General features: G+C 63.3%; 23 protein-coding genes and 1 pseudogene. 20 read left to right on the top strand and 4 right to left on the bottom strand.

Annotated elements, in window-relative coordinates; genetic code table 11:
* Positions 1–241 precede the first annotated feature (241 nt).
* On the bottom strand, positions 242–1,399 hold the full coding sequence (locus tag C6571_RS10090; protein ID WP_106446571.1) for a flagellin: 1,158 nt from the start codon (positions 1,397–1,399) through the stop codon (positions 242–244).
* Between the two features lie 427 nt (positions 1,400–1,826).
* On the opposite strand from C6571_RS10090, the gene motA reads away from it, so the two are divergent.
* From motA to C6571_RS10045, 9 genes are all read left to right on the top strand, one after another.
* Entirely contained in the window at positions 1,827–2,687 is an 861-nt protein-coding gene (gene motA, locus C6571_RS10085; RefSeq protein ID WP_106446570.1) for a flagellar motor stator protein MotA, read from the top strand.
* A gap of 12 nt (positions 2,688–2,699) precedes the next feature.
* Positions 2,700–3,689, top strand: coding sequence for a flagellar motor protein MotB (gene motB, locus C6571_RS10080; protein ID WP_106446569.1), 990 nt, complete (start codon positions 2,700–2,702; stop codon positions 3,687–3,689).
* Positions 3,690–3,721: 32 nt separating this feature from the next.
* Positions 3,722–4,108, top strand: a complete 387-nt coding sequence (gene cheY, locus C6571_RS10075; RefSeq protein WP_106446568.1) for a chemotaxis response regulator CheY — start codon at positions 3,722–3,724, stop codon at positions 4,106–4,108.
* A 6-nt stretch (positions 4,109–4,114) separates the two neighbouring features.
* Positions 4,115–4,744: a protein phosphatase CheZ gene (locus C6571_RS10070; RefSeq protein WP_106446567.1), complete on the top strand. Its 630-nt coding sequence runs from the start codon at positions 4,115–4,117 to the stop codon at positions 4,742–4,744.
* Between the two features lie 356 nt (positions 4,745–5,100).
* Positions 5,101–6,252, top strand: coding sequence for an EscU/YscU/HrcU family type III secretion system export apparatus switch protein (locus C6571_RS10065; RefSeq protein WP_106446566.1), 1,152 nt, complete (start codon positions 5,101–5,103; stop codon positions 6,250–6,252).
* Between the two features lie 8 nt (positions 6,253–6,260).
* Complete coding sequence (gene flhA / locus C6571_RS10060) at positions 6,261–8,330, top strand: flagellar biosynthesis protein FlhA (protein WP_420852889.1); 2,070 nt, start codon at positions 6,261–6,263, stop codon at positions 8,328–8,330.
* Positions 8,327–9,790: a flagellar biosynthesis GTPase FlhF gene (gene flhF / locus C6571_RS10055; RefSeq protein WP_106446564.1), complete on the top strand. Its 1,464-nt coding sequence runs from the start codon at positions 8,327–8,329 to the stop codon at positions 9,788–9,790. Before flhA ends, flhF begins: the two co-directional genes overlap by 4 nt.
* A complete protein-coding gene (locus tag C6571_RS10050; protein WP_106446563.1) occupies positions 9,783–10,571 on the top strand; it encodes a hypothetical protein in 789 nt (262 codons plus the stop codon). The genes flhF and C6571_RS10050 overlap by 8 nt, the downstream gene beginning before the upstream one ends.
* Position 10,572: 1 nt before the next feature.
* Complete coding sequence (locus tag C6571_RS10045; protein WP_106446562.1) at positions 10,573–11,298, top strand: RNA polymerase sigma factor FliA; 726 nt, start codon at positions 10,573–10,575, stop codon at positions 11,296–11,298.
* A 45-nt stretch (positions 11,299–11,343) separates the two neighbouring features.
* On the opposite strand, the gene C6571_RS10040 is transcribed toward C6571_RS10045, so the two are convergent.
* From C6571_RS10040 to flgA, 3 genes are all read right to left on the bottom strand, one after another.
* Positions 11,344–11,715 (bottom strand): hypothetical protein, encoded by a 372-nt coding sequence (locus C6571_RS10040; RefSeq protein ID WP_106446561.1) that lies wholly within the window; start codon positions 11,713–11,715, stop codon positions 11,344–11,346.
* A 54-nt stretch (positions 11,716–11,769) separates the two neighbouring features.
* Positions 11,770–12,090, bottom strand: coding sequence for a flagellar biosynthesis anti-sigma factor FlgM (flgM, locus tag C6571_RS10035; RefSeq protein WP_106448162.1), 321 nt, complete (start codon positions 12,088–12,090; stop codon positions 11,770–11,772).
* A 91-nt stretch (positions 12,091–12,181) separates the two neighbouring features.
* A complete protein-coding gene (flgA, locus tag C6571_RS10030; protein ID WP_106446560.1) occupies positions 12,182–12,916 on the bottom strand; it encodes a flagellar basal body P-ring formation chaperone FlgA in 735 nt (244 codons plus the stop codon).
* Positions 12,917–13,119: 203 nt separating this feature from the next.
* Between flgA and flgB the strand changes: the two genes are divergently transcribed.
* The 11 genes and pseudogenes from flgB (at position 13,120) to flgL (ending at position 24,139) form a co-directional block, all read left to right on the top strand.
* A complete protein-coding gene (gene flgB, locus C6571_RS10025) occupies positions 13,120–13,554 on the top strand; it encodes a flagellar basal body rod protein FlgB (protein WP_106446559.1) in 435 nt (144 codons plus the stop codon).
* 16 nt (positions 13,555–13,570) lie between these two features.
* Positions 13,571–13,975 carry a flagellar basal body rod protein FlgC gene (gene flgC, locus C6571_RS10020; protein ID WP_106446558.1) on the top strand — a complete coding sequence of 135 codons (405 nt, stop codon included), beginning with the start codon at positions 13,571–13,573 and terminating at the stop codon, positions 13,973–13,975.
* Between the two features lie 15 nt (positions 13,976–13,990).
* Complete coding sequence (locus C6571_RS10015; RefSeq protein ID WP_106446557.1) at positions 13,991–14,650, top strand: flagellar hook assembly protein FlgD; 660 nt, start codon at positions 13,991–13,993, stop codon at positions 14,648–14,650.
* A 36-nt stretch (positions 14,651–14,686) separates the two neighbouring features.
* Positions 14,687–15,934 carry a flagellar hook protein FlgE gene (gene flgE, locus C6571_RS10010; RefSeq protein ID WP_106446556.1) on the top strand — a complete coding sequence of 416 codons (1,248 nt, stop codon included), beginning with the start codon at positions 14,687–14,689 and terminating at the stop codon, positions 15,932–15,934.
* A gap of 185 nt (positions 15,935–16,119) precedes the next feature.
* On the top strand, positions 16,120–16,860 hold the full coding sequence (flgF, locus tag C6571_RS10000) for a flagellar basal-body rod protein FlgF (RefSeq protein WP_106446555.1): 741 nt from the start codon (positions 16,120–16,122) through the stop codon (positions 16,858–16,860).
* Positions 16,861–16,904: 44 nt separating this feature from the next.
* A pseudogene (gene flgG, locus C6571_RS09995) lies at positions 16,905–17,686 on the top strand (flagellar basal-body rod protein FlgG).
* A 22-nt stretch (positions 17,687–17,708) separates the two neighbouring features.
* Entirely contained in the window at positions 17,709–18,413 is a 705-nt protein-coding gene (locus C6571_RS09990) for a flagellar basal body L-ring protein FlgH (protein ID WP_106446554.1), read from the top strand.
* 239 nt (positions 18,414–18,652) lie between these two features.
* Positions 18,653–19,762, top strand: a complete 1,110-nt coding sequence (locus tag C6571_RS09985; RefSeq protein WP_245901531.1) for a flagellar basal body P-ring protein FlgI — start codon at positions 18,653–18,655, stop codon at positions 19,760–19,762.
* Positions 19,763–19,795: 33 nt separating this feature from the next.
* Complete coding sequence (gene flgJ / locus C6571_RS09980) at positions 19,796–20,704, top strand: flagellar assembly peptidoglycan hydrolase FlgJ (protein ID WP_106446553.1); 909 nt, start codon at positions 19,796–19,798, stop codon at positions 20,702–20,704.
* Positions 20,705–20,856: 152 nt separating this feature from the next.
* Entirely contained in the window at positions 20,857–22,842 is a 1,986-nt protein-coding gene (gene flgK, locus C6571_RS09975) for a flagellar hook-associated protein FlgK (RefSeq protein WP_106446552.1), read from the top strand.
* 28 nt (positions 22,843–22,870) lie between these two features.
* Positions 22,871–24,139, top strand: a complete 1,269-nt coding sequence (gene flgL, locus C6571_RS09970) for a flagellar hook-associated protein FlgL (protein WP_106446551.1) — start codon at positions 22,871–22,873, stop codon at positions 24,137–24,139.
* Positions 24,140–24,155 lie beyond the last annotated feature (16 nt).

The following is a 24,155-nucleotide window of genomic DNA, read 5'->3' as shown; positions in this document are numbered from 1 at the left end:
TCAACGCACGGTCAGCAAACGGAAGGGTTGCTTTCAGTGCTTGCGGTTTCGGGACGGCAGACGCGGACGCCATTCCTCCCTTGGGTGTTTATTTTCAGGAGCCAGGCAGCGCGCAAAGCCGCCATGAAGCACCCCATTTGCGCCTTTCTCCGGCCATCAAACAAAAAAGCGCGGGAGCCCGATGGACTCCCGCGCTGTGTGCGCCGTGGCAGGCTGAGCGCCCGCCCGCGGTTCTGCCTGCTTAGCCGCGCAGCAGGGCCAGCACGCCCTGGGGCAACTGGTTGGCTTGCGCCACCATGGCGGTACCGGCCTGCTGCAGGATCTGCGCGCGGCTCAGGTTGGCCGTTTCCGCCGCAAAGTCGGCGTCCATGATGCGGCTGCGCGAGGCGGAAAGATTTTCCGAGGTCGTCGCCAGGTTCTCCACCACCGAACTGAAACGGTTCTGCACAGCACCCAGATCGGCCCGGGCCGAATTGACAGATTTCAATGCTGCGTCCATAGCCAGGATGGCATTGTCTGCACCGGTGGTGGTGGAGATATCCAGGTTGAGGAAGCCAGTCTGGGCCGTGCCAGCCGTCACCGCCGTTGTGGCGGCAGTTAGCCCGGTGGTGGCAGTAGTTGCCGATGCCCCCGCAAAGGCGACGGTGATAGCGCTGGACGAACTCAGAGTAACCAGGCCCGCTCCATCGGCTGTTGCCGTCACGCCGGTCTCCACGCTCATGGCATTGATGGCAGCTGCCACGTTGGCACCTTGTGCGGGCGCAGCACCGCCAGCTGCCACTGCACCAATATTGATGCCGTTAATTTGGAGATCCCCAGCATCAATGGCAGTAAAGGCAGATGCCGCAGCGCCCGTCACGGTTGCGGCCGACGGCGTCGTCCATGTTCCCAGCTTGTCAATATTCGCATCAGCGATCGCAGCAATGTTGATGGTCTGGCCTTGGTTGGCACCGACCTGGAATGCCTGGCTGGTGAACGAGCCGTCCAGCAAGTTCGTGCCATTGAACGAGGTTTGGTCGGCAACCCGACCGATTTCACCTTTGAGCTGCGAGACTTCTTTTTGCAGCGCTGCGCGGTCGTCCGCAGAGTTGGTGGCGTTGCGTGATTGCACTGCCAGTTCGCGAATGCGCTGGAGGTTGTTGCCAATGGCGCTCAGCGCGCCTTCGGCCGTCTGTGCCAGCGAAATACCGTCATTGGCATTGCGCGAGGCGACATTCAGGCCGCGGATCTGGGTGGACATGCGCTCGGAAATGGCCATGCCGGCAGCGTCGTCTTTGGCGCTGTTGATGCGCAGGCCAGAGGACAGGCGCTGCATGGAAGTAGCCAGCGAATTTTGCGAAGCGCTGAGATTGCGCTGCGCATTGAGCGACTGGACATTGGTGTTGATAGTGGCGGCCATGGTGGTAGCTCCTTGAGGTAAGCCCAAACGTGCGGCATTGCTGCCGTTATCAAATGAATGCCAGCGCTAGCCGGCGGCCCAACCCGTGCAGCCTGGCCGAGGCCCGACTGTCGCGAGGTACAGGGCTTGGATTCCCTGTTGAATGTGTTATCGGACCCACATGCAACAAACTTTAGCCATACCGTAACTTTTTGTGCTTTTTTCACTTTTTCGCGGGGACTGAGTAGAGAAAATCGAGGAATTGCTACAATTTTTGTAGCTTCCCCCGCTTATTGGTAAAGCGCTAGCGCCAAAAAGGATTCGAATTTTTTGGTTTAAGACGCCCGACTTGCCGCCCGCAGCGGGGCAGTTACAGATCGATCTGGCTGTACTACATGCGATAGTTCTACGGAACAAAGCACTTTGGCTCTGCCAGAATCGCGCAACCATGAGCATCATCGTCGGCTACATCATCACCTTCGGCTGCGTGTTCGGCGTCTTCATAGTGCATGGCGGCAACATCGGCGTGCTGCTGGAGGCGCTGCCGTTTGAAATGATCACCATCGGCGGAGCCGCTCTGGGCTCGTTCATCGTCACCAACCAGCCCAAGGTGCTCAAGGCCACCTTTGGAGCGCTGCCCGGCCTGTTCAAGGGCTCGAAATACACCAAGGCGCGCTACATGGAGCTGATGGCCATGCTCTACGAAATTCTGCAGAAGGCGCGCAAGGACGGCCTGATGGCCATCGAGAAGGACGTCGAGGCGCCGCAGGAATCGGAGATTTTCAAGAAGTACCCGGCCGTGGGCGCGGACCACCACGTGGTCGAATTTCTGACCGACTATTTGCGCATGATGGTCTCGGGCAACCTCAATTCGCACGAAATCGAATCGCTGATGGACAGCGAGATCGATACCCACCACGAGGAGGCGCATGCGCCCGTGGCAGCGCTGACGCGGCTGGCGGGCGCTTTGCCTGCCTTCGGTATTGTGGCGGCGGTCCTGGGCGTGGTGAACACCATGGGATCGGTGGGGCAGCCCCCGTCGGTGCTGGGCGGCATGATTGCCTCGGCCCTGGTGGGGACGTTTCTGGGAATCTTTCTGGCCTATGGCGCGGTGGAGCCGATCGCCGGGCTGATGGAGCAGCGCATGGACGACGCCGCCAAGGAGCTGCTGTGCATCAAGGCCACCTTGCTGGCCAGCATGCAGGGCTACAACCCGGCCACGGCCATTGAATTCGGTCGCAAGGTGCTGTTCTCTACCGCTCGACCCACATTCCTGGAGCTTGAGAGCCACGTGAAAGGCCGGAAATAGCCGGGAACCACGATGGCGGAAAAAAAGCTCCAGCCCATCATCGTCAAGCGCGTGCGCAAGGGCAAACACCCTGTGCATGGAGGCGCCTGGAAGATCGCCTACGCCGACTTCGTAACGGCCATGATGGCCTTCTTTCTTCTGATGTGGCTGCTGGGTTCCACGGCCAAGGGGGAATTGCAAGGCATTGCCGATTACTTCAATTCACCACTGGCCGTTGCCATGACGGGGGGGAGCGGCGCAGGAAACAGCTCCAGCGTCATTCCGGGCGGCGGCAACGATTTGAGCAAAGTGCATGGCCAGGTGCGCCGCACCGATGCGGAGAAGAACACCAGCCGCCGCCTCGCTGCCGAAGAAATGCGCGCCGAACAGGCCAAACGCGACGCCGAGCGCATCAAGTCGCTGCGCGAGCGCATGGACGCGATCATTGCGGACAACCCGAGGCTCAATGACTTTAGCTCCCAAATTCGAATTGACGTCACGCCAGACGGCCTGCAAATTCAGATCGTCGACGACCAGAACCGGCCCATGTTTGACAGCGGCAGCGCTTTGGTGAAGCCCTACATGCGCGAAATCCTGCGCGAGATCGGCGCAGCGCTGGGCGGCGTGCAAAACCGCATCAGTCTGGCCGGCCATACAGACGCCACGCCCTACGGCAATGGTGATCGCGGCTACAGCAACTGGGAGCTCTCCGCTGACCGTGCGAACGCATCGCGCCGGGAACTGGTGGCCGCCGGCATGCCCGATGCGAAGCTCGCCCGGGTGGTAGGCATGGGGGCCAGTGACCTGCTCGATCCGGAGCATCCGCGTGCCGCAACGAACCGGCGGATCAGCATTACGGTGCTCACCCGCGAAGCCGAAGAGAGGCTGCTGGGAAGAGACGCCACCGTGCCTGCGGCACAATCGGATACACAAGCGCAGGAAAAAGGCGTTCCTGCCAGCCCGGCAGCCGTGGCGGTGAGCCCGCAGCCCCCTGCAGCCCCTGCTTCCAATGTCGGGCGCTAGTACTTTGCAATTTCCGACCGAAAGGGTCTCACGTGTCCAATGCCCTTCGCTTTTTGATTGTTGACGACTTTTCCACGATGCGGCGCATCGTCCGCAATTTGCTCAAGGAGAGCGGATTTGCCGAAGCCGACGAAGCCGAGGATGGCGTCGCGGCGATGCACAAGCTGCGCAACAGCAAGTTCGACTTTGTCGTCACCGACATCAACATGCCCAACATGAACGGCTTTCAGTTGCTGGCTGAGATCAAGGCCGACGAAAAACTCAAGCACCTTCCGGTGCTGATGGTGACGGCGGAAGCGCGCAAGGAAGACATCGTGGCAGCCGCACAAGGCGGTGCGGCCGGCTACATCGTCAAGCCGTTTACCAAAGCCACACTGGAAGAAAAGGTGACTTTGATCATCAAAAAGGCGGGACTGTAGACTGCCATGGAAGACCCAATCGCTCACCACCCCGCCCCGCCGTCCGATCTCGATGTGCACCAAAAGATCGGCTTGCTCACACGACAGCTGCACGACTCGCTCAGCGAACTGGGTTACGCAGACCAATTGCGCAACACCATGGGGGAGTTGCCCGACGCACAAAGCCGCCTGTCCTACATTGCGCGGCTCACGGGCGAAGCGGCGGAAAAAGTGCTCACCCGTGTCGAGCAGGCCAAACTGCAACACGACCATCTTTCTGCGGAAGCCATGCGCATGCGCCAGGCGCTGGTGCGCGATCCGGTCGCCGCCGTGGCCACCGGCGCGATCATGAATTTTCTGGACGATGTCTCGCGCGTCACCCAAACGGCAGATGAACACCTGACCGAAATCATGATGGCGCAGGATTTTCACGATCTCACGGGCCAGGTGATCGCGCGCGTCGTGGCCCTTGCCGCCACCATTGAGGAGCAGCTGGTCCACTTGGTCATTCAGACCGCTCCACCCAACGCAGTGGTGGCCGTGCCCGAACCCGTCAGCCACCATCTTTCGGGACCAGTCGTCAGCCCGGAGCCCACCTCCGACGTGGTTACCGACCAATCACAAGTGGACGATCTTCTGGCCAGCCTCGGTTTTTAAGCGCCTGTTCGTGCTCTTTTCGTGGTGCCCGCAAGGCAGCAAAGCGCCGCAATCAAGGCGCACGCCGCAGGCCATGCTGAACGGCCTGGACAAGGCGGGCAACGCTGAAGTAGTGGCGTTTCGCTGCCCTGCCTAGAGGGTTGCCCCACCCAGGCGGCGCCTGCGGCGTTGCAAATTCCCGCCGGGCCACCTGCCCGTCTGCGGTTTGCGCCTTGCAACCACCCCCTGGGCGGAGCAACGGGCTCCATAAAAAGACCGTGAACAGTCTCTAATCAAACGGGCGTCCGGCCCGCTTATCGCGCTTTAGATTCCAGCGTGGCTCACGACAATGGCCTGACACCACCCGTCACGCCATCATGGAATCGAGCCAGGACCGCAACCTCCCCGCCACTGAGCGCAAGCTGCAAAAGGCCCGTACCGACGGGCAGGCTGCCCGCTCGCGCGATCTCTCGCATCTGGCAATTCTGGGTGCTGGTGCCATGGTGTTGTTGATCTTTGCACCACGGCTGATTGACCATCTCCGTCTCGATATGGCGCGGCAACTGGCCTTTGATGCCAGCACCATGAAGTCGCCCGCATCGATGATTGCGCGCCTGGAAACCATGGCTGGAACGGGGCTGATTGCCAGCGCCTTTTTCGCCATACTGACTGGCGCCGCCGCGCTGCTCAGTGCCGTTGGCGCTGGTGGCTGGGTGTTCAGCGCCAAGCCGATCACCCCGGATTTCACCCGCCTCAACCCGCTCAAGGGCGCGGCAAATCTGTTTTCCAAGCAGCAGATGGCCAATGTCGCCAAGATGATTCTCATGACGGGGATCCTGGCGACCGTGGCGTGGAAGTACCTTGGCAACAGCATCGACGACATGGCGACGCTCATTCTGCAACCCTCCCCCTCGGCCATTTCGCACGTGGCCGACTGGATGACCGAGGGAATGGCCTTGTTGCTGCTGGTGGTTTTCCTGGCGGCCTTGGTGGATGTGCCGCTGCAATCGGTCTTCTTTCGCCAGCGCCTCAAGATGTCGCACCAGGAAGTCAAGCAGGAGCACAAAGAGTCCGACGGCAACCCAGAAATCAAGGGCCGCATGCGCCAGCGCCAGCGCGAGATCGCCGACCGCGCAAGCGTCTCGGCCGTTCCCAATGCCGACTTCGTCGTGATGAACCCGACGCACTATGCCGTGGCGCTGAAATACGAAGAAGGCATGGCAGCACCCCAGGTGATTGCCAAAGGTACCGATCTGATCGCCATGCGCATCCGCGATCTGGCCAAGAACCATGCGGTTCCGGTGCTGCAGTCGCCCATGCTGGCGCGCGCCTTGTATGCCAACGCCGAGCTTGACCGTCCGATCCCGGCCACGCTGTACACGGCGGTGGCCCAGGTGCTGGCCTATGTCTACCGCCTCAAGGCCGCGCTGCGCGGCGAAGGCCCGATGCCCGGCGAAGTTCCCGAGCCCTTTGTTCCACCCGAACTCGACCCCCTGACCCGCGCAACGCAGCAAGGTGAGCCCGCATGAACGCCTCCATGAAATCCGCCCAACAATGGGCAGGCAGTCGCCTCGCAGGGGCACCGGGCCTGTCGGCACCGCTGCTGGTGGTGGCGATCCTGGCACTGATGGTGCTGCCGATTCCGTCCTGGCTGCTCGACACATTCTTTACCCTCAATATCGCCGTGGCGCTGATGGTGATGATGGTGGCGGCCTACATGCTCAAGCCGCTCGACTTTGCGGCCTTCCCTTCGGTGCTGCTCCTGACCACGCTGATGCGCCTTTCACTCAATGTGGCCTCCACCCGCGTGGTGCTGCTCGAGGGCCACACCGGCCCAGGAGCAGCCGGCGCAGTGATTGAGGCTTTCGGTCACTTCCTGATCGGCGGCAACTTTGCCGTGGGACTCATCGTTTTCGCCATCCTGGTGGTGATCAACTTCATAGTGATCACCAAAGGCGCCGAGCGCATCGCCGAGGTATCGGCGCGCTTCACCCTGGACGCCATGCCAGGCAAGCAGATGGCGGTGGATGCCGACTTGAATGCGGGCCTGATTGACGAGACGGAAGCCAAGCGCCGGCGTGCCGAGGTAGCGGAGGAAGCCAACTTCTTTGGATCCATGGACGGCGCCTCCAAGTTCGTGCGCGGCGACGCTGTTGCCGGCATTCTGATCTTGCTGATCAACATCGTCGGCGGCTTTGCCATCGGCATGCTGCAGCATGGCTTGTCCGCCAGCAAGGCAGCAGACACCTACATCCTGATGGCCGTGGGTGATGCACTGGTGGCGCAGATTCCGGGTCTCTTGATCTCTGTTGCTGCTGCCATGGTGATTTCGCGTGTCGGCAAAGACTCCGATATGGGCCAACAGATCGTGCAACAGCTGTTCATGTCGCCCAAGGTTCTCGGTATCACCTCGGCCATTCTGGTGCTGCTCGGTGTGATTCCGGGAATGCCGCACATGGTGTTTCTGACCATTGGCGCAGGTCTTGGCTATCTGTCCTGGCTCATGCTGCAGCGCGCCAAAGTGCCTCCACCCGTCGAGGAAGCTCCTGCACCTGTCGGCGATGGCGAAGCCACCTGGGACGATCTGCAGCCGGTGGACCTGCTCGGTCTGGAACTTGGCTACCGCCTGATTGCACTTGTAGACAAAACGCGCCAAGGCGATCTGCTCACCCGCATCAAGGGCGTGCGGCGCAAGTTTGCGCAGGAGGTGGGCTTTTTGCCACCGCCGGTGCATGTGCGCGACAACCTCGAACTCAAGCCCAGCGGCTACCGCATCACCCTGCGCGGCGTGATGGTGGGCGAAGGCGAAGCCTTTCCGGGCATGCATCTGGCCATCAACCCTGGCGGCATCAGCACGCCGCTGATCGGCACGCCCACGACCGACCCTGCTTTCGGCTTGCCAGCGCACTGGATTGATGAGCAGCAGAAGGAAGCGGCGCAAATGGCCGGTTTTACCGTCGTTGATTCGGAAACCGTGATGGCCACGCATTTGTCACACTTGATGCAAGTCCAGGCAGCCAAGCTCCTCAGTCGCACCGAAACGCAGCAGCTGGTGGAGCATGTGGCCAAGCTGGCACCCAAACTCATCGAGGAAGTGGTTCCCAAAATGGTGTCGATTGCAACGTTCCAGAAAGTGCTGCAGCTGCTGCTGGAGGAATCCGTGCACATCCGCGACATCCGCACCATCATCGAGACGCTCGCCGAGCATGGCGGCGCCATCACCGATCCGGTGGAACTGGCACGGCGCGTTCGCGTGGCCTTGTCGCCGGCCATCGTGCAGCAGATTTACGGCCCAACGCGAGAACTCAATGTGATCGCCATCGAGCCCGGCCTCGAGCGCCTGCTGGTGCAAGCCCTGGGCAACGCCAGCGGTCCCTCGCTGGACCCCGGCGTTGCTGACATCCTCACGCAGAAAGCTGCAGAAGTGGCGCTGCGCCAGGAAGAGATGGGGCTGCCCGCCTGCCTGCTGGTGCCCGACGCCATTCGCGGCGCCATTTCCCGCCTGGTGCGTCGCGTGGCGCCGCGCCTGCAAGTGCTGGCGCACAGCGAGATTCCTGAAACCCACACGATACGCATTGGCCCCATCCTCAAAGGAGCAACGGCATGAACATCAAACGCTTCCATGCGCCCACGGCCCGCGAGGCGCTGGCCAAGGCCCGCATGGCCTTTGGCGATGGCACGCTGATCCTGTCCAACCGACCCACCCCCAACGGCGTGGAAGTGGTGGCGACGGCGGAAGAAACACTCAATGCGCTGGACGAAGTGGAGAGCGCCCCAGTGCAGGAGCGCCCGGTGGCAAAAAGCGCACCACGCGAATCGGGCAGCGCGCGAGCAGCCAGCAACCCGGTGCAACAGGACACCGAAGCATTGGCCATGAGCACACTGTCCTTCCAGGACTATGTGCGCGAGCGCATGCTGCGTCGTCGCCACGAAGCATTGGGCGAAGCGCAAACGCACCAGACAGATCGAGCTGCCCGCATGCCGGAGACGTCACCCATCCAGCGCGCCGCCGCAGCCCCCATGCCCCGCCACAATCCGCTCACCAAGGCAGCGCCCCAACCCGCAGCGCGCTCACGCCACGAACCGCCTGTGGCGATGCAGTCACCGAAGCTGTCAAATCAGGACGGCGTGATGCACGAACTGCAGGCCATGAAAGACCTCATCGAGGACCGCTTCAACACCTTGTCCTGGTGGGGACAGGCGCGCCAGAACCCGATTCAGTCCAACCTGATGCTCAAGATGATCCGGGCCGGCTATTCGCCCGCGCTGGCGCGCACGATTCTGGAGCGGCTTCCCGAAGAGCTTGGCGCGGCCGAATCGGTGCATTGGCTGATGGAAGTACTGGAGCGCAACGTCAAGACCGACGCCAGCGTCGAGCCCTTGTACGAGCAAGGCGGCACCTATGCGCTGGTTGGGTCCACCGGCGTGGGAAAAACCACCACCACCGCGAAGCTCGCGGCGCTGTGCGCGCGCATTCATGGTCCTGCCAGCGTTGGTCTGATCACGCTGGATACTTACCGCGTCGGCGCGCACGAGCAGTTGCGCAGCTACGGCCGCATGCTGGGCATCGTCGCCCATCTTGCGCACGATCAAGCAGCGCTGCAGGATCTTCTGGGCCTGCTCAGCAGCAAGAAGATGGTGTTGATTGACACCACAGGCGTGGCGCCGCGCGATCCACGTCGGCGCGACATGCTGGATGTGCTTGATCTGCCCGAAGTGCAGCGGCTGCTGGTACTTAACGCAGGCAGCCATGGCGACACATTGGAAGACACCTTGATGGCCTTCAAGACCTCGGGCGCACAGCAAGCCATTCTCACCAAGGTGGACGAAGCCGTGAAGCTCGGCCCGGCCATCGACGCATTGATTCGCCACCAACTGCTGCTGCGCGGCGTCACCAACGGACAGCGCGTACCGGAAGACTGGGAAGCCGCCGACGCCCATGCGCTCGTCGCAACGTCGATGCGCTCGCTCGCTCGTTCGGCCTTCGATCCCAAGAGCACCGAGCTGAATTTTTTCTTTTCTCACAATGCCGAGCAGCCACGCAGCCGAGGACTGATCGATGCTTGAATTCGGTTTGCACCAGGGCACCAGCCTCTACGGCCGCACGCCACAAGACGGCTTGCGCCTGATTCCCGTGGCGGGCACGCCCGGCGGAATGGGCCTGCAAGTGCTCTGGGATATCTGCACCCATCTGCAAGCGCTGGGTTATCCCACTGTGGTGCTGGACGGCTCGGAGCGCGAGACGAGCGAAGCCCCCGGACTGCTGGAGCTGCTGGACGACACATTGTGGATTGAACCTCCGGCCCAGCTACCGGGCGCTGATTCGCTGGCCGTGCTGCCTGCGGCGCGTGGATTGGCCGAACTTGCCAGCAGACGCGCTGGCGCGCCGCAAGCCTTGCTGGCGCTGCAACCCCTGCTGCGGCGCTACGCCGTAGTTTTGCTGTATGCGCCCATGGCCATGCTGGCATCGCCGCTCTTGGAAGGCTCCAGCGCATCACCACTGGTCTTGCTTGGAGACGATGGCAAGGCCGTCATCAACAGCTACCAGCAGCTGAAACTGCTTTCATTTCACACCGGTTTGATGGGAACCGTCGCCCGTTTGGTGCATGGTGACGAGGAGCGCGCGGCCGCCCAACAGCAGCTGCGCGTACTGTGCGACTGCGCGGCCAAGCACTTAGGCCGGGCGCCGCGCAGCTTGTTGCTGCACGCCAATCGCCCTGCGGACCTGCAGCGTCTGGCACTGGAATTGCTGGAAAACGCGGAAACCCTTTGCGCTTCGGGGCTGTTCGCTGCGCTACCATCTCCCAACGAGGCGCAACGCGCCACGCCCCTTGCAACGAGCCACTGACGTGACCTACACCGCAAAAGGCCAGCTTGACCGGGATGCCCTGCTGCGCCAGCACGTACCCTTGGTACGCCGGCTGGCACATCACATGATCGCCAAGCTGCCCGCGAATGTGGAAATTGACGATCTGATCCAGGTCGGCATGATCGGTTTGTCCGAAGCCTTGACGCGCTTCGAAGCGACGCAGGGCGTGCAGTTTGAAACCTTTGCCACCCAGCGCATCCGCGGCGCGATGCTGGATGAGCTGCGTGAAGCCGACTGGATGTCTCGCAGCTCGCGCAAGAGCCAGAAAGACATTGAGAAAGCGGTTCGACGCCTGGAGCAAAAGCTTGGACGCAGCCCGCTAGAATCAGAAATTGCCGAGGACCTCGACATGTCGCTGTCCGACTACCAGAGCCTGCTTGGCAAGGTTCGCGGCACGCAGCTCGTCTATCTGGAAGACATGACTCGAGGCGACGGCGAAGACGGCGAAGGTTTTCTGGAACGCCACGAAACCGACGACGCGCCCACAGACCCTATGGCCATGTTGCGCGACCAACGCCTGCGCAACGCGCTGGTGGTTGCCATCGAAGCGCTCCCCGAGCGCGAGCAGTACATCATGGGCATGTACTACGAGCAAGATATGAATCTCAAGGAGATCGCAGCGGTGCTCGGGGTCACCGAATCGCGTGTATGCCAGTTGCACAGCCAGTCCATCGCACGCCTTCGTGCCCGAATGCGCAGCCACTGAAACCCGAACCATAAAAAAGGGCGCCATGCGCCCTTTTCTATGGTTTCAGCCTGCAGATCGGTAAATACGCGCCGCGCCCGCGCTTCGCCCACTTGGCGAAGCCCCGTAGGTGGTCGATGGTGCCTGCTCAGGCACGAGGGTTCGAACCTGGCGGTCCAAAACTGCGGACATACGGGCCAGAGCGTCGCGCTGGCTGGTCAACCGCACGGACACCGTGCGCACACGCACCACCATCGCGGGTGACAGCGAAGCTGCGGAGCCCTGCAGCGCCTGAGAAAAATGCATCGCCGCCAAGCGCAGTTGTTCGCTCGCCCGCTGCAATGCGTCGGCTTCGGAGTTCTTCAAAGCCGAACCCACTCTGGCCAGACAGGCCTCGACAAGCGCTAGAGATTCCTCGACAGGGGAGAGGGTGGTCATGGGTAAACAGGTCGGTTTGCGGCGATCTCAGCAAAAAGCGCGCGCCCAGAGGCATCAACCGCGCGAGTGGGAGATGATTTCCTCGGCATTCGCCAGCATCTTGTCGGCAATCGCTCCGGCATCGACCTTGAACGTCCCGTTCTCGATAGCGCTGCGCACTGCCTTCACCCGGCCGGCGTCGAAATCGGTCTGGTTGCGTCCCGTTTGCTCAATTTCCCGCGCGGTGCGCGAAAGCGTCACCGGCACGCCCGCTGCTGCGGCCGACGCAGGCGCCTTCGTGCTCGCCTCCGCAGCCGGTGCGGCGGTCTTGGCCTGCTTGGAGGCGTTTGACTGCGCGACAGCGCTTGAGAGTTCGGGTTGTTGACCTATTTTCATTACCTTCTCCATGCCCCCTGCAAGTCGGGGACCGGTAGGAATGTTTTCGACGCCCATGCGCGAGACTTTAGGCCTAAGTGGGGAGATCGCATCAAAGGTTTACCGCTATTGTCCCGTTTTCGTCTACAACACCACTTATTACCTTGCCATTATCCATTCTGACACGCACAGTCTGTCCGACGCTACCCGCACTAAGCGCTTGCCCACCAGCGCTGACCGCATAGCCCACTCCTTGGGCCGACACCCGAACCTGGGCCCCTGCCTGGAACAATTTGGGCGCGCGCACCATGGATTGGCGCAAGGCTTGCCCTGCCTGCAAGGGGCGCGCGGCCACCTGGCCCACCCAGAGCGAGGGGTCTGCAACCACTGACGAAGCCTCCGCCGCCCAATCGATTTCGGCTTCGGTCGCGTCTGCTTGAGTCAATACCGCACCAGAGCTCACATTGCCTGTCAGCACCCAGGCGGGGCCAAAAGCCTTGACGGTGACGGGCAGAAACACGTTCCAGCGTGTCGCCCCTTCGGTGCAGCGCAGGCCCAGCCGCGTGCGACCCCACAAACGCGAACCAGCAGGCAAATAGGGTTCCACGCGGGCGCAGGGCGCCAGGCGCAGGCGGGGGTCCAGCTCCCCGACCTCCACTTCCATGCGCAGCGGCAACTGCTGGGCGCCGCCGCGCAGGCTGCTGTCGATCCAGCTTTGCGTGATCTGGGTCAGCGTGGCGGCATCTTGCGCCCAGGCACCCGAGCCGAGCAGCAGGGCAAACACCCAGGTACCGGCCACGCGCACCAGTCCCATGGGGCGCAGGCGGTCAAAAAATGGATGGGGCATGCGGATTCTCCTTGGAATGCAGGCCAGCGCTTGCAGGCCTTTTCACCCCTTGCACTATAGGCAGCACCGTGCGCCACAAAGCACCGAACTGCGCGCCAATTGCCGCGTTCTTTCCACTTTAGAAAAACGGCGGAGTTTCCATAATCAAACCACGCCGCAGGCCCTGCCCTCGGCACAGATGCACAAGAGGTGTGAGGTACGACATGCTCGACAAGATGACCAACCGGCTCGACTTTCACGGCAACGCGCTGCTGCTGCGTGCCGAGCGCCAGCGTCTTCTTGCCAGCAACATCGCCAATGCCGACACCCCCGGATATGTGGCGCGCGACATGAAGTTTTCCGAGGCGCTCAGTGCCGCCACAGGAGGCTCGCAAGGCAAGGGGGCGATGTCGGTCAGCCAGGATAGCCGCAGCGGCGACTACGGCACCGGAACGCCTGGACATATCCCGCTGTCTGGCATCTCCGAGCGCAGCACCCTCGGCTACGCCGTACAGACGCAGCCGGCACTGGACAACAACACGGTCGATCTGGACCGCGAACGCGCCGCCTTCATGGACAACGCGGTGCGCTACGAAGCGACGCTGCGCTTCATCAACGGCAATGCCAAGACCATGCTCAGCGCCATTCAGGGCCAGTAAGCAAGCGAAGTAGCCCATGTCGATGTTTTCCATATTCAACGTCTCGTCGAGCGCTATCAGCGCGCAAGCGCAGCGACTCAACGTGGTGGCCAGCAACCTGGCCAACGTGGATGCGGTGGCGGGCCCCGACGGCAAGGCCTACAAGGCCCGTCAGGCGGTTTTCGAGACCACGCCCATGGGCGGCGACGGCGCTGCTGGCGTGCGCGTCAGTGCCATTCAAGAGAGCGACACCCCCGGCCGCAAGGTGCACGACCCGAGCAACCCCATGGCCGACGCCGACGGCTACGTCACGCATTCCAACGTCAACGCGGTGGAGGAAATGGTCAACATGATTTCCGCCTCGCGCTCGTACCAGAACAACGTCGAAGTCATGAATACGGCCAAGACCTTGCTGCTCAAAACCCTGCAGATGGGTCAGTAAACCGGAGCTTTTTCCATGATCAGCAGCACCTCATCCGCTACCAGCGTACTCGACACAGGCAGTGCCCCCAAGGCCAACGCTGCGGACGATGCTGCGTCCGCGCAGGACCGCTTTCTCAAGCTCCTGGTAGCGCAGCTCAACAACCAGGATCCGATGAATCCGATGGACAACGCGCAAATGACCTCACAGATTGCGCAGATCAACACGGTCACCGGCATTCAGCAGTTGAACGAAACTGTCAAGGGTCTGGCCGGCCAGTTTGCAGCGCAGCAGCTGATGCAAGGCAGTGCCATGGTGGGTCGCAACGTGCTGGTGGCCGACAACACCCTGGCGTTCGACGCCGAGAACAAGAGCGGTGGAGGTGCCTTTGACCTGGCTGGTTCTGCCGCCGGCGTTCAGGTCCAGGTGCTGGATGCCAACAACAAGCAGGTGGGCACCGTCGAGCTGGGTGCGCTGAAAGCGGGCCGCTACAACTTCGAATGGCAGGCCGGCGACTACGAAGCCACCGGGCCTTTGCGCTTCAAGGTTATGGCCGCCAACGGCGAGGCGGCGGTAGATGCGGTCCCCCTTGCGGTGGACCAGGTCACCGCCGTCAGCATGGACAACGGCGCGCTGGCGCTGCAACTGTCTCGCGGCGGTACATCGAGCTACAGCGCCATCAAGGCCATTCTTTAAACACGCGTTCCCCACCCACCCTTTCAGGAGCACACCATGGGTTTTCAACAAGGTCTCTCGGGCCTCAACGCTGCCAGCAAAAACCTGGACGTGATTGGCCACAACATTGCCAACTCCAACACCGTGGGCTTCAAGGGCTCGCGCAGCGAGTTCGCTGACATCGTTGCCGCATCGATTGGCACCGGCGGCGGCAGCAATGCCGGCATCGGTGTCGAGGTGGCGGCCGTGGCGCAGCAGTTTTCTCAGGGCAACATCACCATCACCGGAAACAACCTGGACGTCGCCATCAATGGCGGCGGCTTTTTCCGGCTGCAGCAGCCCGATGGTTCGCCTGCCTATACGCGGGCCGGCAACTTCAAGCTCGACAAGACCGGAGACCTGGTAGCCAACGACGGATCCAATGTGATGGGATTCAGGGTGGACTCCACCACGGGCGTCGGCACTTCCGAGCCCGTGCCGCTGAGCTTTCCGACCGGGGCGCCGATTCCCGCCAAGAGGACCGAGAACATCAAGGCCGCGATCAACCTGGATGCGCGCGCCAAAGAAGCCGCCGCTCAGGTTCCGCCGACACCACGCTCGACCTACGGAACCTCGATCAACGTCTACGACAGCCAGGGCGTTGCGGTGCCCGTCAGCCTGTATTTCGTCAAGACCGGCACCTCCAATACCTGGGAGGTATACGACCAACTCGACGACCCTGCTGCCGTGCCTCCTGTCGTGGCGGCTCCAATTGGCACCATCGCTTTTGACGGCAATGGCAAGTACGACGCTGGCGCCAGTACCAACCCGTTCCTGGTGACTGTCGATCCGTCGCTGGCCAACCCCAACAACCCGCCCGCCCCCTGGCCCGTGACCATCGACCTGGCGAGCACCACACAGTTCGGCAGCAAATTCGCCGTGGCCGATCTCACGCAGGACGGCTATGCCTCGGGCGAACTCACCAGCATCAACATCTCCAACGACGGCATGGTGATGGCCAGCTATTCCAATGGTGTCACCCGTGCAGAGGCCCAGGTGGCCCTGGCCGCGTTCCGCAATCCGCAAGGGCTGATTGCCGTGGGGGGCAACAACTGGGTCGAATCGAACGATTCCGGCACGCCTGTCATGGGCAAGCCAGGGGTGGGCAATCTCGGCATGCTGCGCGCCGGCGCTCTGGAAGACTCCAACGTCGACCTCACCGCCGAGCTGGTCAACATGATGACCGCGCAGCGCACCTACCAGGCCAACGCCCAGACGATCAAGACGCAAGACCAGGTGATGTCCACCATGGTGAATCTGCGATGAGCCAACCCCCTGCGTCGCTGCGCGCCTTCCCCCTTCTCTCGCATCGCTGCGCGCTGCGGGAAGGGGGACACCGCCAGCGCGGCGGGGCGGCCCTTGCGCGGCGGTCGCTGGCACAGGCCGCGCCAGGAACGAACGTCGCGTCCCTGACTTCTTGAAGCAACGCATAGAAAAGGAAAGGCTGGACCATGGACCGCATCATCTACACCGCCATGACGGGCGCCAACGCCGCCGCGCAGCGGCAGTCGGTGCTGTCCAACAACCTGGCCAATGCCTCGACCACCGGGTTTCGCGCCGAGCTCTCGACATTCCGCGCGGTGCCGCTGCAGGGCGATGGCGCCAGCACGCGCGTCTTCGCACTGGAAGCCACCTCTGGCTACCGCGACACGCCGGGCGCTGTACAGCGCACCGGGCGCAGTCTGGACGCCATGGCCATGGGCAATGCCTGGTTTGCCGTGCAAGGTCTGGACGGCACCGAGGCCTATACGCGCGGCGGGGCTTTCGAGGTGAACGCCAACGGGCAGATGCTGACGGGCGCGGGCCTGCCGGTTCTCTCAGATGGTGGCGCGCCGATTGACGTGCCACCTGGGGCGGAAGTGTCCCTGGGTTCCGACGGCACCATCACCGCCAAAGTGGCAGGCCAGCCGCCGTCCGCCATCGGACGCCTCAAACTGGCGACGCCCACGGCGGAAGACCCGCTGGTGCGTGGTGATGACGGCCTGTTTCGCGCGCGATCCAGGGAACCGCTGCCGCAGGACGCTGCGGCGCGCCTGTTGCCAGGCGCCCTGGAAGGGTCCAACGTGAACCCGGTGGAAAGCATGGTCGGAATGATTGCCGCCTCGCGCCAATTCGAGCAGCAAATGCGCTTGCTGCAGACCGCCGAGACCAACGACAAGTCGGCCAGCCAGTTGCTGAGCCTTAACGGTTAGAGCGCGGCGCACCCAGCAGCCCAGACCTAACGCAAGGAGCCCCCATGATCAATTCCCTCTGGATCGCCAAGACCGGCATGGAAGCGCAGCAGACGCAGCTCGACGTCATCTCGCACAACCTCGCCAACGTCTCCACCACGGGCTACAAGCGCGCCAGTGCCGTGTTTGAAGACCTGATCTACCAGAACCTGCGCCAGGTGGGCAGCCAGACCACCGAGCAAAACCAATTGCCGACCGGTCTGCATCTGGGCCTGGGCGTGCGCACCGTGGCCACCAGCCGCAACTTCATGCAGGGCGGCCTGCAGCAGTCCAACAGCAATCTGGACGTCGCCATCAAAGGCAATGGCTTTTTCCAGGTGACCCTGCCCGACGGCACGGCGGGCTACACGCGCGACGGCTCGTTCCAGGTGGATGCGCAGGGCCGCCTGGTTACCGCCAGTGGTCTCCCCGTCGCCAATGGCATCACGGTTCCGCCCAGCGCCACCGCGATCAGCATCAGCGCCGACGGCGCCGTGGCCGCCTTGCTGCCAGGCAACGCCGCGCCGCAGCCGCTGGGAAACCTCGCCATGGCGAACTTCATCAACCCCCCGGCCTGGAGCCGCGCGGCGAGAACCTCTACATCGAAACCGCTGCCTCGGGGCAACCCACGCAAGGCACGCCCGGCACCAACGGCCTGGGCACCGTGGTGCAAGGCTATCTGGAGACCTCCAACGTGAACGTGGTGCAGGAGCTGGTGACCATGATCCAGACACAACGCGCGTATGAGATGAACTCCAAGGCGGTCCAGACCTCCGACCAGATGCTGGCCAAACTGGCCCAGCTCTGAAGCTTTTCAAAAGGCCACTGCCATGCGCACGTTCAAGCTTTTCTCAGCGTCTGGGCTTGCCTCCCTGGCCAGCGTAGGCTTCGCCCTGCTGCTGGGCGGCTGTGCCAGCCTCTCGCCGGCACCGCCGGTAGACATCCTTCCGACCACGCCGGTGCCCGTCGCAGCGCAGCCCATGGTGCAGGGCCCGGCCACCGGCAGTCTGTTCCATACCGCCAGCTACCGCCCGGCTTTCGAAGACCGGCGCGCACGCATGGTGGGCGACAACGTCACCGTGGTGATCGTGGAGAACGTCTCGGCCAGCCAGAAATCCTCGTCCACCGTCGATCGCGCTTCGGGCGTCGAGGCAGGCATCACCGCCCTGCCCTTTGTCGGTTCGAGCTTTACCGACAAGACCAAGCTGGGCGCCAAGTCCAGCAACACCTTTGCCGGCAAGGGCGGCACGGAAAGCGCCAACACCTTCACCGGTTCCATCACCGCCACCGTGGTGCAGGTGCTGCCCAACGGGCATCTGGTGGTGGCCGGAGAAAAGCAGATTGGCGTGAACCAGAACGTGGACGTGCTGCGCTTCTCGGGCACGGTGGACCCCCGCACGCTGCAGCCAGGCAGCATCGTCAACTCGACCCAGGTGGCCAATGTGCGCGTCGAGTCGCGCGGACGCGGCGCGCAGGGAGAGGCACAGGTCACGGGCTGGCTGGGGCGATTTTTCAACAACGTGACGCCGTTCTAGGCGCCTTCCAAACGCCCGCGAAGGCCCGCGGCAGACGCGCCAAGCTACTATTTTTTTGATAGCTTCTAGCGCTTACTGGATAAGCGCTAGAAGCCATTTTTACTTGTTTTCTTGACCCGATGGGACCGGCGCAGCAACTGCGCCAATTGGCGGGCTTTGCCGGGCTTTATCGCCGCTTCGCATCGGCGAGCCGATCGCACAATGGCTCCATGACCACCGTGCGCCCACTCCTTTTCCGCATGCCCTGGACGGCGCTCTGCGCTGGCCTGATGCTGGCGCTGGTCGCCGCCCTGCCTGCGCACGCGATGCGCGTGAAGGAAGTGGCGGCCGTGCAAGGCGTGCGCAGCAACCAGTTGACAGGCTATGGCCTGGTGGTGGGGCTGGACGGCACGGGCGACCAGACCACCCAGATGCCCTACACCACGCAGGCCATGCAGAACTACCTGCAGCAGATGGGCATCAGCCTGCCGGCCGGCGCCTCGTCACAGTTGCAGCTCAAGAACGTGGCCGCCGTGGTCGTCACGGCGCAATTGCCCGCGTTTGCCCAGCCGGGCCAGCAGATCGACGTCACCGTCTCGTCCATGGGCAACTCCAAGTCGCTCAAAGGGGGGCTTCTCATGATGACGCCGCTGCGCGGCGCCGACGGCGAGATCTACGCGCTGGCCCAGGGCAGTGTGGTGATCAGCGGTGCCGGGGCCTCGTCGGGCGGCAGCAAGGTACAGATCAACCACCTGAGCGCAGGCCGCATTCCGCAGGGGGCACAGGTGGAGCGCTCGGTACCCACCCCGCTCAATGAAGGCGACTTCATCACCCTGGGCCTCAACGCATCGGACTTCCAGACGGCGCGCGGCGTGGCCGACACCATCAACAAGCGCATGGGCGCGGGCCGCGCTACTGCGTTGGACGGGCGCACGGTGCAAGTGAGCGCACCCACCGACCCGGGCGCCCGCGTCGGCTTCATCGCCGAACTCGAAGAGCTGCAGCTGGCGGACATCGCGCCGGCGGCCAAGGTGGTCATCAATGCACGCACCGGTTCGGTGGTGCTGAACCAGGCGGTCACGCTCGGGCCCTGCGCCATCGCGCACGGCAACCTGTCGATCACCATCAGCTCGACGCCGGTCATCAGCCAGCCGGCTCCGTTCTCCAAAGGCGAAACGGTGGTGACGCAACAAAGCAGCATCAAGATCAACCAGGAGCCCGGCGCCATCATCCAGGTGCCGCCCTCGCCGCAACTGGCCGACGTGGTGCGCGCGCTCAACGCCCTGGGCGCCACGCCGGGCGACCTGCTGGCGATCTTGCAGGCGATCAAGGCCGCCGGCGCGCTCAACGCCGAGCTGGAAGTGATCTGATGTTCGCGCACGGCCCGCGAAAGGAGGACTGACATGGCTTTCTCGCTCTCCGCCACCACATCCGCCAGTACGTCCAGCGCGCTGGCCGTGGATGCCCGTTCGCTCAACAACCTCAAGTACCAGGCTGGCCAGAACAATCCTGAGGCCACCAAGGAAGCCGCCAAGCAGTTCGAGTCGCTGTTCATGCGCGAGATGATCAAAAGCATGCGCGAGGCGACCATGAAGTCGGGGCTGTTCGACAGCCCCCAGGGCGACCTGGGCGCCGACCTGCTGGACCAGCAGCTGTCAGTGCAAATGTCGGGCCGACCTGGTGGCCTGTCCGAAGCGATCTCGCGCCAGCTGGCGCAGCAGCTCATGGGCGGCGATGTGAACCTGGTCTCGCCCTCCACGCTCAGTCTGGCGCGCCCGGCTGCACGCAGCGCCCCGCTATCCACGCCGGCCGCACCCATGGGCCCGGCGCCCAAGGGACGCGACGATTTTGTGCAGTACCACCAGGATGCCGCCGAGCGCGTCGCCCTGGACAGCGGCATTCCGTCGAGCTTCATGCTGGGCCAGGCCGGGCACGAAACCGGCTGGGGCAAGAGCGAAATCAAGAACGCCGACGGCTCGACCTCGTTCAACCTGTTCGGCATCAAGGCCGGGCGCGGCTGGACCGGAAAGGTGGCCGAAATAGCCACCACCGAATATGAAAACGGTGTGGCGCACAAGGTCGTTGCCAAGTTCCGCGCCTACGACTCCTACGAAGAATCGTTTCGCGACTACGCCCGCCTGATCAACGACAACCCGCGCTACGACAAGGCCCAGGCCAGCGCCAGGACGGGATCGGCCAGCGCTTACGCAGCCGAGCTGCAAAAGGCCGGCTACGCCACCGACCCGGCGTACGCCAAGAAGCTGGGCGGCGCGATCCAGAGCGCGCTGCGCGCACAGCAAACGCAGGCCTGACGATGAAGCATCCCCTGAGTCGCTTCGCGCCTTCCCCCAAGGGGGACGCCCCCAGCGCGGCGGGGCGGCCTTTGCGCGCGGGCACGGGCCTCGGCCGCGCCACGTTGTGGGCCGCTGGCCACACAGTGGCCCAAAGTGACGCGAGGTAAGACATGAGCCTGCTCAACGTCGGATCCCGTGCCCTGCTGGCCAACCAGGTGGCCCTGCAGACGGCCGGCCACAACATCGCCAACGTCAACACCCAGGGCTATTCGCGCCAGAGCGTGGTGCTGCAGACCGTGCCGGGGCAGTTCACTGGCGGCGGCTACATCGGCAAGGGCGTGGACGTCCACACGATCTTGCGCAACCAGAGCGAACTGCTCACGCGCCAGGCCACGGCGGCCGCGTCGGTGGATGCCAGCGATTCAGCCCGCGTAGAGCGACTGCGCCAGTTGCAGGACGTTTTTTCCGGTGGCGCCACGGGCCTGGGCGCTGCCATCAACGACATGATGAACGCCTTCTCGGACGTGGTGAACAGTCCCACCGATCTGACAGCACGCAACATCGTTCTGACACGCATTGACGAAACCGCCAAACGCATGGTGGGGGCATCGGGCCGGCTCGACGAGATCGCGGCCACCGTCACCGAGCAGCTCAAGGGCGACATCAAAGCCATCAACCTGCTGGCGCAGAACATTGCGGGCGTCAACGACCAGATTGCTCGCGCCAAAGGCAACGGCCAGCCCGCCAACGACTTGCTGGACCAGCGCGACCAGTTGATTCGCAACCTCAACCAACATATCCAGACCACCCAGGTGGCTGCCGACGACGGCACGGTCAGCGTCTTCGTGGCCGGCAGCCAGCCGCTGGTGCTGGGCAACCAGGCGGCGTCGCTGTCAATGGACGACCCGCAGGATTTTGGCGCCGCCAGCGGCCAGAAGCGCTTGTACTTCCAGCAACCGGGCTCTTCGACCAAGTCTGAGCTGGGCGAGAGCACGCTGGGCGGCGGTTCGGTGGCTGGTCTGCTGCGTTTTCAGAACAGCGACCTGCAGGAGGGCTACCAGCTGCTCAACCGCATGGCGGCTGCAATCTCGCTGAACTTGAACGAACAAAATCAGCTGGGACTGACCTTGGACGGCAGCATGGGCAAGGCGCTGCTCTCCGATGTGGTTCCTGTGCAGCCCAAGCCTGCCATCACCAATACGTCTGCAGGCAGTCTGGCGCTTTCGATTGCCGACCCAAACAAGCTGCCCGCGGCGAGCTACGTGGTGGTCTTCACGGGCGGCACCGCCGGCACCATCACTGCGCAGCCCAATGGACAGGCCCAGGCTTTCGCCAACATGGGCGATCTGCAGACTTTCTTCAGCGATCGCGGTTTGCAGATCACCCCAAGCGGCCCCTTCAACGCCAACGACCAGTTTTTCGTCGATCCGCTGAAAAATGCCGCAGGAAAGATGCAGGCTCTGCAGTTTTCCCCCGGCCAGCTGGCTGCCGCCAACCCGGTCAATGCGGCCATGGGCGCATCCAATGCGGGATCGCTGCAACTGGCATCGCTCAAGGCCAGCGGTGATCCTGCACCTTTGACATTGCCCCCACCGACGGGCGTGGTGCTGAGTTTCACTGCCGGCACACCGGCCACCTTCACTCTGACAGGCAATACCGGCGCACCGTTCGACGCATCCACCGCACCGCCGACGCCACTGGTCGGCCCACCCTACACCTTCACTGCGGGCCAGGCCATCAGCATCGACGGCTGGGAGATCACGCTTGGCGGCACGCCGAAAACCGGCGACAGCGTCACCGTGGGCAATGCCACCGATCCGCAATATGGTGATTGGTACAAGCGCAACGCAGGCAATGCCGGAGCCATGATGGCTTTGCGTGATACCCAGATGTTTGACGGCGCCACACTCAGCGACGGATTTGCCGGCGCCATGGCACAGATCGGCACACGCACCCAAAGCGCACAATTTGCCGCAGAACTGTCTTCGTCCTTCGCCGCCAACCTTGAGCGCGACCGCACCGCCGTCTCTGGCGTCAACCTCGATGAGGAAGCGGCGCGCCTGATCCAGTACCAGCAGGCCTACCAAGCCTCGGCCAAGATGGTTCAGATCGCCCAGAACGTCTTCGACACCCTGATCCAGACCATGGGCCGCTAACCGCCAAGGGACCGCCAAGGAATTCGCCATGAGCAACGCACTCAACCGCCTTTCCACCGCCAACATGTACGAAAGCGCACTGCGCAACATGACGTCGCGGCAGACCTCGCTCGCCAACCTGCAGGAAAACCTCACATCCGGCAAGCGCGTCGTTCGCGCCAGCGACGACCCGGTGGCCGCAGCGCAGGCCGAGCGTTCCATGACCCGCATCAGCCGCATCCAGACCGAGCAGCGCGCGCTCGACCTGCAGCGCAACGCCGTCGCTCAGGCCGAGTCGACCTTGGGCGATGCTGTCGGGGTGATGCAGCAGATGCGCGAGTTGGTGGTCTCCGCTGGCAACGGTGTTTTCACCGCCAGCGACCGCGCTTCGGTAACCAGTCAGTTGCAGGGGCTGCGAACGCAGTTGCTCGACGTGGCGAACCGCAAAGATACCAATGGTGTCCCGCTGCTGAGCGCCCTGGGCAGCGCGGCAACGCCGTTCCTGAACGCCTTGGGCGATTTCGATGGCCTGGCCGGCCAAATGGCCGGCTCGGCGGTAGGCATTCCGAACACGCTTGATGGGGACGCCGCCTTCATGTTCCAGCCGCAGCGCGACGGCGTCTTCAATGCCAGCGTCAGCGCGGCGGCGCCGGCCACCCACGCGCTGGGAAGCAGCGCGGTCACAGCCACCGATCCGGCACAAATTGCCCTGACTCCTGGTGGCAGTGCCTATGATTACCAGATCAGCGTCAGCTACGTCACGGGCAGCGCACCGGGCACGCTGGCAGCGCAATACAACGTCACCAGCACGCCCCCTGGAGCCCCGTTGAATGGCGCCAACCCATTTACCTCGGCCGACTATGTGCCGGGTCAGCCGGCATCGATTGCGATGACTGCCATCCCGGGCCTCCGCCTGAATTTCACCGGAAGCCCCCAACTGGGCGACACGATGACACTCGCACTCAAGCCCAGCACCAGCATTTTCGACACGGTGGACACCGCCATCCGCGACATCGGCTCGGGCAGCGCCAGCGCGGCCACCCAGGCGATTGGCCAGGCGTTGGCCAATATGGATCGCGGGCTGGAGCGCCTGCAGTCGGTGCGCAGCTACGCGGGAGAACTGCTCAACCGCGCCGACCGCATCAGTGGCAACCAGGAAACGCGCGGCGTGCAGTTGGAAGCCGACCGCTCGCGCGCCGAAGACCTCGATATGATTCAGGGCATTTCCGACTTTCAGAACCAGCAGGTCGGTTACGAGGCAGCCCTGAAGTCCTATGCCATGGTGCAGAAGCTGTCGCTGTTCAACTTCATTTCTTGATCTCTGGCGTGTGCTG

Origin of the sequence: Simplicispira suum, assembly GCF_003008595.1 — a bacterium.
Classification (GTDB): domain Bacteria; phylum Pseudomonadota; class Gammaproteobacteria; order Burkholderiales; family Burkholderiaceae_C; genus Simplicispira; species Simplicispira suum.
This window is presented reverse-complemented; position numbering and strand designations above follow the sequence as displayed.